This is a genomic window from Microcoleus sp. CAWBG640 (genome assembly GCF_020883015.1).
In the GTDB taxonomy this organism is placed as follows: domain Bacteria; phylum Cyanobacteriota; class Cyanobacteriia; order Cyanobacteriales; family Microcoleaceae; genus Microcoleus; species Microcoleus anatoxicus.
In genome coordinates this window covers 45,281-55,149 of the sequence record NZ_JAHRFC010000041.1, presented here as the reverse complement: position 1 = coordinate 55,149, position 9,869 = coordinate 45,281, and the positions used below count along the sequence as shown (strand labels likewise).

Genomic DNA, 9,869 nt, shown 5'->3' with positions numbered 1-9,869 from the left:
CAGGTACATTCAAAACCCAAGTCAACTAGCTTGAAGTAAGGCTTGAGCCGTGTGAGTGCGAAAGTCTCATGCACGGTTCTTAGGGGAGGGGAGAGTGGCGACGCTTAAACCTTACCCGACACCCTTCATCGGGCTGTTAAGAAGCCCACATCATAATCTGTACTCAGATTTGATGTGGGAGTATGTCACGAAGCGTTAAAGTTCATACCTTGAAGTACGATGCCCGCCCCAAGCTCTATAACTCCGCAGTTAAACAGGCAAGGATTTGTAAAGCCAGTGCTGTGGAGAAAGTACCGCCTAATAACTATGCCGAGGCAACCTTCACTAATTAGGAACAGAGGTTGTGCGGTTTTGGGGTCTACCCTTCGCCCTCTCTAAAATCTTTTAATTCGATGGAAATTTCCCAATTTCCTATTCCCCATTTACCTATCCCTTCCTCATGAAAACAATATTTGACGCTTTTATCTCTTACGGACGAGCAGATAGTCTAGGTTTCGGCAGAAAGTTATACGAGCAATTGCGAGAACAAGGGTTGAATATTTGGTTCGACCAAAACGATATTCCCCTGGGAGTCGATTTCCAAAATCAAATTGACGACGGCATCGAGAAAGCGGACAACTTCTTATTTATCATTGCGCCGCATTCGATCAATTCACCCTATTGCGGTAAAGAAATCGAACTGGCGATTCGGCGCAACAAACGGATAATTCCCTTACTGCACGTCGAACAGATCGATCGCAACATTTGGCAGCAGCGAAAACCCCAGGGAACCGACGAAGAATGGGAAGCCTACAAAGCCAAAGGATTGCATTCGAGTTTTAACAATATGCACCAGGCGATCGGCAAAATTAACTGGGTGTATTTTCGCGAGGGAATCGATGATTTTGATAAATCTTTAGCCGGGTTGATAGAGTTACTAAACCGCCACGCCGAGTATGTAAAACAGCACACGCAATTTTTAGCCAAAGCCTTGGAGTGGGAACGGCAGCAAAAACAAAATCGATGGCTGTTAGTTGGGGACGAGAAAAAGCAAGCCGAAGCTTGGCTGAAAATTAGATGTAAAGAAGAACAACAACCTTGCGTTCCGACGGACTTGCACTGCGAATATATTACCGAAAGCATCAAGAATGGCAACAACTTGATGACTCACGTGTTTATCTCCTATTCCGATATGGATCGGGAAACGATGGAGAAAATTCGCAGCAGTCTGAGGCGAGAAAGTTTGACTGTTTGGACGAATAAAACCGATATTCAAACCGGAGAAGATTTTCAGAGTGCGATTGATCGGGGAATCGAACAAACCGATAACTTGGTCTATCTGCTCTCGCCCGACTCTGTACAATCCGAGTACGTTCGGAAAGAAATAGACTATGCCGTATCGCTCCAGAAACGAATTATCCCCGTTCTAGTGCGGGAAACTTCAGCAGACGAAATCCCCAAAGCATTGCAGGGCGTGCAGTATATCGACCTCACCGACAACGTAAAAGAAGACGATTACTTGCTCGATGAAAGTCAATTGCTGAAGATTTTACATCAGGATGAAGCTTACTATAACGAGCATAAAGTGTTCCTAACTCAAGCCTTGAAGTGGGAGCGACAACATAAGAATCCGAGTATTCTGCTGCGAGGCTATAACTTGCGGAGTGCCGAAGCGTGGTTGAAGGTGGCGCAGAAACGGACGCAGCATCGCCCTACAGCATTAATTGAAGAATTCATTGCTGAAAGTTTGCGGCAACCGCCCTTGGAGTCCCTCGATGTGTTTATTTCCTATTCTCGTGCCGATTCAGATTTAGCCAGAAAGCTCAATAACGAACTGCAACTACAAGGAAAAACGACCTGGTTCGACCAAGAAAGTATTGCGTCGGGATCGGATTTTGCGCGAGAGATAGAGCAGGGCATCCAATCGTCCGATAATTTCTTATTTATTCTGTCACCGCAATCGGTCAATTCACCCTATTGCGCGATGGAAGTGGAGTATGCAGCCAAGTTGCACAAGCGGTTTGTGACGCTGCTGCATCGCTCGGTCAATTCAGCCGACTTGCACCCAGAGTTAGCCAAAGTTCAGTGGATTGATTTCAATCGAGACGATGGCGATTTCAATGCCAATTTCAACCAATTGGTCAGAACCCTCGATACAGACCGAGAACACTTACAGAATCATACGAAATGGTCTCAGCGATCGCTCGAATGGGAGCAAAAAAATAAAACCAACGATTTACTGTTGCGAGGAAGTGAATTAGCCATTGCCGAAGCGTGGTTGAAAGACATTCAAACCCAAAAGAAACAGCCCGTCGCAACCGAGTTACAAAAGGCATATATAGCCAAAAGTAGCAAGTACAAGCGCCAAAATAAGATGCTATTAACGGGAGCGGCTGTGGGTGCGATCGGGATTATGACCCTTGCCACTATTGTTACCACCAAGCTGTGGCTAGACGCACAAGAGCAAACGAAGATTGCCCAGTTAGACGAGAATGCGGGCCGCGTCCAATCGCTGCTCGATGCCGATCCCCTAGAGGCACTCATTCTGGCGATTAAAGCCACGGGCGAAAGCCAATCTGCATCGCCAGAGGTTCACCAGGAGACCTTTGCCGAGATCCAGTCTAGCTTGCGCGATGCCACCGGGGATGCCAGAGAACGTAATCTCATTCAGGGACAAGCCGGTGGAGTCAACTCATTAGCGTTGAGTCCAGACGGCAAAATCCTCGCGAGTGCCGCTAAAGACGGGACGATTCGCCTGTGGGATACCTCTGGCTATCCCATCGGTGAACCGCTCGACCCGCTGACCAATGGGCCTATAATCGCCCTCTATGCTGTGGCATTTAGCCCCGACGGCAAAACCATCGTCAGTGGCGGTGCAGACGGGACGATTCGCTTGTGGGACATCTCTGGTAAGCTCATCAGCCAAAGCTTCAAAGGGCATCAAGGCAATGTCTGGTCAATCCGATTTAGCCCCGATGGTAAAACGATCGTCAGTAGCGGCGAGGACGGGACGATTCGCCTGTGGGATACGAATGGCAATCCCATCGGTAAACCCTTCACAGGGCATAAGGGTGGGATTCGCTCTCTGGCATTAAGTCCCGATGGAAAAACCATCGTCAGTGGCGGCAAGGACAAAACGGTTCGTTTGTGGACTCGTCAGGGTCAACTCATTGGTCAACCTTGGACGGGGCATGAGGATGAGGTCGCGTCAGTGGCCTGGAGCCCCGATGGCAAAACCATTGCCAGTGGCAGCAATGACGGGCGGATTCGTTTGTGGGACACATCGGGGAAACTCATCACTCAACCCTTCATAGGGCATGAGGGTGCGCCGATTGGGTCACTCGTATTTAGTCCCACGAATAGAGCCATCGTCAGTGGGGGGAGTGATGGAACCATTTCTGTTTGGAATCTTCGGGGGAATTCTATGCTGAGTCATCCCCTCATCGGGCACGTGGGTGCAGTCTCGTCCGTGGCATTGAGCCCTGATGCCAAAACCATTTTCAGTAGCGACGATAAGGGGATGATTCGTCTGTGGGATAGGCACGGCTACCTCATCGGTCAACCCTTCACCGGGCACGACTATGGAGTATACTCAGCAGCATTTAGCCCCGATGGCAAAACCATTGTCAGTGGCAGTGCGGACAAGACGCTCCGCCTGTGGGACACGAATGGCAATCCCATCGGTCAGCCCTTTAAAGGACATCAAGGTACGGTCTTTTCAGTGGCATGGAGTCCAGACGGCAAAACCATTGTCAGTGGTAGCGATGACAAGACGCTCCGCCTGTGGGATCGCTCTGGCAATCCCATCGGTCAACCCTTTAAAGGACATCAAGCTCTAGTCGGCGCAGTGGCATTTAGCCCGGATGGTAAAACCATTGTCAGTGGTAGCGATGACAAGACGCTCCGCCTGTGGGATCGCTCTGGCAATCCCATCGGTCAACCCTTTGAGGGACATACAAATTGGGTCATGTCCGTGGCATTTAGCCCGGACGGCAAAACGATCGTCAGTGGTGGCTATAACGGGAAAATTCGCTTGTGGGATACTTCAGGCAATCCCATAGGTCAACCCTTTGAGGGACATAAGGATGGGGTCTACTCGGCGGTATTTAGCCCGGATGGCAAAACCATCGTCAGTGGTAGTCGGGACAATACGCTCCGCCTGTGGGATCTCTCCGGCAAACCCATCGGTCAACCGTTTAAAGGACACACCAATTCAATCTACTCGGTGAAATTCAGCCCGGATGGCAAAACCATTGCCAGTGGTAGTTACGATAAAAACATTCGCTTGTGGGACACCTCCGGTCAACCCATTGGTCAGTTTCTCAAGGGACATACACGTTCAGTCACTTCAGTTGCGTTTAGCCCGGACGGTAAAACCATTATCAGCAGTAGTACCGATGGCACGCTTCGTCTCTGGCGCGTTGGCACTTGGCAAGATTGGCTCAAGAGCGCCTGCAACCGATTAATCTTACATCCCGTTTTAGTCGCACCGGAAACGCTGCTTGTTAGGGATGCGGAAATGCTCTCCGTGGCGAAAGAGGCTGGCAAAACCTGTCAAACCTCAGCCTGGAACGACGCAGAAAATGCGCAGTTTTTAGTCAATCGAGGTCGATCGATCGCGTGGCAAGGCGATGTGGGCCAAGCCATCGCGACGTTCCAACAGGCCCAGAAATTATTGCCCAGCCTTGAGGTGCCAGCACAGGACAGGATTAAACAGTGGGCTGCCGACGGTTTGATCGAAAAAGGGGAAAACCTAGTCCAAGAGGGTAAAGTTCAGGAAGCGCTGGATGCCTTCGAGAAAGCAAAGCAGTTCGAGGCAACCTGGAAGATCCCTCAACAGTCTTGGCATACGCTGTGTTGGTACGGCGCACTGCACGGTGCCGCCCACGAAGGGGCAAAGGCCGTGATAGCGGCGTGCGATACGGCGGTGGCACTTGCACCGGGCAATGTCGGGGTTCGAGATAGTCGTGGGGTGGCTCGGGCGCTGACGGGGGATACGACAGGGGCGATCGAAGATTTTCAGGCGTTTATCAAGGGCACGGATTCGGCAGAGGGCAAAAAACAGCGGCAAGGCTGGATTGATGCCCTGAAGAAGGGTGAGAATCCATTTACCCAGAAGGAGATACAGCGGTTTTCAGAGAGGTGAGGTATAGATTGGGAATAGCGATCGGGCTGTAGGTTGGGTCTCCTACAATGGAATGCAAGCGTAGGTGAAATGAAATGGTCAACGCGCTCCCTATTTTAATGACGACAAACACTGGAATACCGTCATGCCTAAAGTCCTAAATTCCGACGCAAGTTATACGTTTCATTCCTATTTTGAAATGCGGTATAACATTGCTGATATCCTGGCAGATTTGGGATTTCGGTACGATCGCCACCGCCTCGATTTACCTGCTAGCGATCGCGCGTTTAGTGTCGCCCGGATTGAGGAAACGCTAGAACGCAATCTTCGCTATGCAGACCCCTCTAGCGAAGCGGCAAGACGAGAAATGCTAATTGCACCGATTCTAATTGAGCTGTGCGAACTAATCGATGCACGGCTCGATATTGAATATCCGATCGCCGTTTCTAATTGGTTGAAAGGTGCGATCGACTATCGGGTAGTAACGGCAAGTTCGATCGTTATTATAGAGGCAAAACAAGCAGATTTAACCCATGGTTTCGTTCAGCTTGCCGCAGAATTAATTGCCTTAGATTTGTGGATTGATGTTGAAACACCGCATCTTTACGGCGCTGTCACCACTGGAGAAGATTGGCGTTTCGGTATATTGGATCGCACGGGCAAGCAGATAACGCAAGATATTACGCTGTATCGAGTTCCTGAAAATGTGGAGCAGTTACTGCGAATTCTGATTGCGGTTTCTGAAGTGGGATAAAAGAAGATCGCTTAAAATAATTCGCTCCCAATTATCTCCTTTACCTTGAGAAAAAACCTTGTACAAGAAAGTGTGCGATAACTTTTTATTTATTCTCTCACCCCGATCGATCGCGTCTCCCTATTGTGCGACGGAGGTCGAGTATGCCGCTGGGTTGAATAAACGCTTTGTCACGGTGCTGCGGCCATGAGGGTGGGGTCAAATCAGTGGCATTTAGTCCGGACGGCAAGACGATAAGGCTGGATTGAAGCAATAGATCTTCTTTTCAGGACATAATAACACTATGTCCCCGGAAGCGATTCTCCTATCCTGAGTTGTATTTTTTGTTCATGCAAGAATCTTTCTCGATCGAATTTTCCAACGGTTTGGCAGCAAAAGCTCTCTATCCTCAAGCCAATGCCGACCTGACCCTAACTCTAGAACAACTGGGACTCTCTAGTCCGCGTCCGGTCATCGTGGTGGTTGGCGGTGCCAGTAAACTCAGCGAAGTGGATCGGGAACGGCTGCGATCGCTCTTTCTCACAGTCCTAGCTCCCCTCGCCGAGTCCTTAAATGCCTACGTCGTCGATGGCGGAACCGATGCGGGTATTATGCAAATGATGGGGGAGGCTCGTTACCAAACGGGTGGCACTTTTCCTCTGATTGGCGTTACCTCGGTCGGTTTGGCAACATTACCGAATCAGCCACCTCCGGCAGAAGATGCCTGTGCCTTAGAACCCCATCACACCCATTTTGTTCTGGTTCCGGGTTCGCAATGGGGGGATGAGTCGGCGTGGATCGCGCAGATCCCCACTGTCCTATCCGGTGGTTTGCCCTCTGTCACCGTTTTAATCAATGGTGGCGAAATTACTTGGAAAGATGCACAGGAGAGCGTGAAGGCAAAACACCCGATCGTGGCGATCGCAGGCAGCGGAAGGACGGCGGATATTTTGGTGGCGGCGTTGAATGGAACGGTGGAAGACGATCGGGCCCCCGCAGTGGTGGATTCGGGCCTGCTACAAGCGGTGGATCTGGATAACCCCAAGGCGTTAGACGGCGTTCTCACATCTATATTGGCGATCGGAAAAACAAAATTTATTCTACCGTCTGATGAACGGGCCGACATCCCGACAATATACCGTGCAAATTGACGACATTTCCGATTACGGCGATCGCCGGTGCTGCAAATCCAGTCGTCTCAACTTGCTCTACAATTGTAGCCAAAGTTCCGATCAATTCTTCCTGTTCCGGTCGCGTTCCCCAACGCACTAAAGCTATGGGCGTTTCGGCACTCAAGTCGGCTGCTGTCAACTGGCCGATGATGTATGGTAAATTGTGAATCCCCATGTAGATTACAATGGTTTCGGAGCCGTGGGCGATCGCCTGCCAATTCACCTCTGGTCGATATTTTCCCGCTGATTCGTGACCGGTCACAAAAGTGACAGAGGAACTGTACGATCGATGGGTTAAGGGAATTCCCGCATAGGCTGCTGCTGCAATCCCAGAAGTGATACCGGGAACTACTTCTACAGAAACTCCAGCTTTGACCAAATCTGCCATTTCTTCGCCACCACGGCCGAAGATAAACGGATCGCCACCTTTGAGACGAACAACGATCGCATTATCTTGAGCTTTTTCGATCAATAATTGAGTAGTTTCGTCTTGGATGAGGGAATGGCGGCCGCGACGTTTCCCCGCATCAATTCGTTCTGCTTGGGGGTTGATTGACTCCAAAATTTGAGCGCTGACTAAAGCGTCGTAAATCACGACATCGGCACACTGTAACAGAGCTTTTCCTTTCACCGTCATCAAGCCTGGATCTCCTGGCCCTGCACCTACCAAGTAAACTTTACCAACAGACATTGTTACCTCTTGTTTTTGTTTTGCCTCTTGTGTATCTTTGCGGTTCATTTTTGAATTAACTCTCCAATTAAGTCTGCTAATTCTACAGTGGCGCCTAGAGGATTTGCTAGATGAATTTCGGCTGTGGAAAATTGCTGCTGTAATTCTGTGACTTTTTTGGCGATCGCATCTGTAATTCCTCCCTTAAATAGGAAGTATGGCACAATGCCAATTTGCTGCTGTCCATCACGAACTAAACTCTCAATTTGTTCTTCCAAACTCGGCTTTACTGACCAATAAGCTGCTACAGCACCCACTTGGTTAGCTATTTCCTCCACTGTCAAGTTGCCGGACGGACGGCGACTACCATGAGATAGTAAAATCCATTTTGGAACTTGCAAATTAGGGAGAAAAGCCACATCTTGCATCTGAGTTTTCACCAAGTTAGCTAAACCTGCTTCTTGGGTTCCCAAATGGGGCCGCAATTCAATTTTCAATTTGGGAGAAAGAGTTTTTTGGGCAATTTCTACCTCTGCCGGTATGTCTTCAGCGACATGAACACCGGGCAATAAAAATATGGGTAAGATTTGTAATTCTGTCAATCCCAGGGAGAGGGTATCTTCGGCAAAACGGCAAATTTGCTCGTGTAGCGGCGCAGGGCCCAACTCTAAGGTGGCGGTTCCGACTGTGGGAACACCGGAAGCGCCAGAATTGCTGAACATTGGTAATTTTTGAGACAGCAGTTGAGCTAGGTTTTCCAAAGCTACTTGGGGTCGGGGGTCGCGACTGCCGTGAGAGACTAATAAATAGGTCGATCGCAATTTCAATATGGATGTGATGTTAATGGTCGATCGGAATCTTCAATAACTATAACTATAACATCTTCCAGCCGAAACTACTCAACAAACAGAACACCTATATCCGCTTACTATCTAGCAGAAATATTACTGCACTGGGTTAATCTTGTTGAGATGGCATCCAGGTGTCGCAGCCATTGAACACCGCCTACCCAACTACGAGATGGCAGATGTCCTTGGGGTGCTTGTTGGGTAAATTTAAGCTGGCTCAAAGCATTAGCAGAGTTGTAGGTTGGCCAGTTTACCCGATCGCAAAATCTGATATAATCTCCCTTAACACTTTCATAAACTTGCTTTTGGACACTGAATCCAAACTGACCTTGACTGTAGTGTACCCACAGGCGATCGACTATTTGCAAATCTTCGCACGGTAACTGGTAAATCTGGGTCACGTCTAGTTGAGTTCCCGCCGTCAAAGAGAGGGATTGACACATCACCGCCCAAGTTTCTCGATCCGCTGATTGCCACTTTTTACTTGACAAAAAATCCTGCAACTTATGATAATCAATTCCCTTGACTGAAATTAAATTTAAGGGTAAATTCAAATTGCGAAATCTGATTTTCACTATATATATTCTGGTCTAATTCTTGTTTGAGAGTCAGTCCTTCAATATCCAGTGCTAAAAAAGTTTTGCCAAATCCACCTTTCCCCAGGGGTTCTATGGGGCGATATCGCTGTCTGAGCAATAAGTGAGAGCCGCAGTTTAAGCAAAATTTGGCAGTGCTAGAATTTTGAGGATGGCGACATTCTGGGTTGACACAGTAGCTCATATTGATTGGGGATGGGGATTGGCGATTTGGGATTCGACGACGGATAAGAATCAGAAAGCGCTATAGTCTTATTTTAATTGTTTGGTTTTTATTGGTGTTCTGGTTTGTCGCTGGGCTGCTTCTAGCCGAGTCAGAGTGCTACTGGGACTGAGTAGTTGGTGAATCTCACAGCAAAGGCGGTAACAACTGTTTGATAGAGTGCCGGCCACCTTGGTCTTTCTGTGTATGGATTTGAGGCGCTTTCTATGGGATGGGTGCTGGGGCGATCGCAAATTTGGGAAAAATTTTTCAAAATATGGTTGCTTTACCCAGAAACCTGTGCTAAGGTAGGATACTATAGTGAAAAAAACACGGCGAGCGTAGCCAAGTGGTTAAGGCAGTGGTTTGTGGTACCACCATTCGTGGGTTCAAGTCCCATCGTTCGCCCTTTTAAATCTCCATTTTTAATTGGTTCCTAGGTTCTCCCTCGGAACCAGTTTTCACATTCAGACCTTCCCTGACGGTATTACACTGCACAACCCTGGGATTTGGTAGACACCTGGTGGGTAGACCCGCACAAGTT

At 48.8% G+C, this 9,869-nt stretch carries 9 protein-coding genes and 1 tRNA gene; 5 read left to right on the top strand and 5 right to left on the bottom strand.

From position 1 onward, the window contains the following. The first annotated feature begins 182 nt into the window (after nucleotides 1-182). From AAFP11_RS19530 to AAFP11_RS19515, 4 genes are all read left to right on the top strand, one after another. Complete coding sequence (locus AAFP11_RS19530; RefSeq protein ID WP_341738554.1) at nucleotides 183-332, top strand: hypothetical protein; 150 nt, start codon at nucleotides 183-185, stop codon at nucleotides 330-332. Nucleotides 333-439: 107 nt separating this feature from the next. Continuing rightward, nucleotides 440-5,125, top strand: a complete 4,686-nt coding sequence (locus AAFP11_RS19525) for a TIR domain-containing protein (protein WP_341738553.1) — start codon at nucleotides 440-442, stop codon at nucleotides 5,123-5,125. A gap of 124 nt (nucleotides 5,126-5,249) precedes the next feature. Beyond that, complete coding sequence (locus AAFP11_RS19520; protein WP_341738552.1) at nucleotides 5,250-5,858, top strand: hypothetical protein; 609 nt, start codon at nucleotides 5,250-5,252, stop codon at nucleotides 5,856-5,858. Nucleotides 5,859-6,187: 329 nt separating this feature from the next. Continuing rightward, the gene (locus AAFP11_RS19515) at nucleotides 6,188-6,988 is read left to right on the top strand and encodes a hypothetical protein (RefSeq protein WP_341738551.1); all 801 of its coding nucleotides are present in this window, start codon (nucleotides 6,188-6,190) and stop codon (nucleotides 6,986-6,988) included. Here the strand turns inward: AAFP11_RS19515 and cobA are convergent. The 5 genes from cobA to AAFP11_RS19490 form a co-directional block, all read right to left on the bottom strand. Next, entirely contained in the window at nucleotides 6,933-7,748 is an 816-nt protein-coding gene (gene cobA, locus AAFP11_RS19510) for a uroporphyrinogen-III C-methyltransferase (RefSeq protein WP_341738550.1), read from the bottom strand. The two genes, AAFP11_RS19515 and cobA, sit on opposite strands and share 56 nt — an antisense overlap. Beyond that, nucleotides 7,745-8,500: a sirohydrochlorin chelatase gene (locus tag AAFP11_RS19505; RefSeq protein ID WP_341738549.1), complete on the bottom strand. Its 756-nt coding sequence runs from the start codon at nucleotides 8,498-8,500 to the stop codon at nucleotides 7,745-7,747. Before AAFP11_RS19505 ends, cobA begins: the two co-directional genes overlap by 4 nt. Before the next feature lie 107 nt (nucleotides 8,501-8,607). Continuing rightward, nucleotides 8,608-9,018 (bottom strand): GUN4 domain-containing protein, encoded by a 411-nt coding sequence (locus AAFP11_RS19500; protein ID WP_341738548.1) that lies wholly within the window; start codon nucleotides 9,016-9,018, stop codon nucleotides 8,608-8,610. Nucleotides 9,019-9,040: 22 nt separating this feature from the next. Beyond that, complete coding sequence (locus tag AAFP11_RS19495) at nucleotides 9,041-9,307, bottom strand: 4-Cys prefix domain-containing protein (protein WP_341738547.1); 267 nt, start codon at nucleotides 9,305-9,307, stop codon at nucleotides 9,041-9,043. Nucleotides 9,308-9,437: 130 nt separating this feature from the next. Next, entirely contained in the window at nucleotides 9,438-9,599 is a 162-nt protein-coding gene (locus tag AAFP11_RS19490) for a hypothetical protein (protein WP_341738546.1), read from the bottom strand. Between the two features lie 61 nt (nucleotides 9,600-9,660). Between AAFP11_RS19490 and AAFP11_RS19485 the strand changes: the two genes are divergently transcribed. Next, nucleotides 9,661-9,733 (top strand) — tRNA-His (locus AAFP11_RS19485). Nucleotides 9,734-9,869 lie beyond the last annotated feature (136 nt).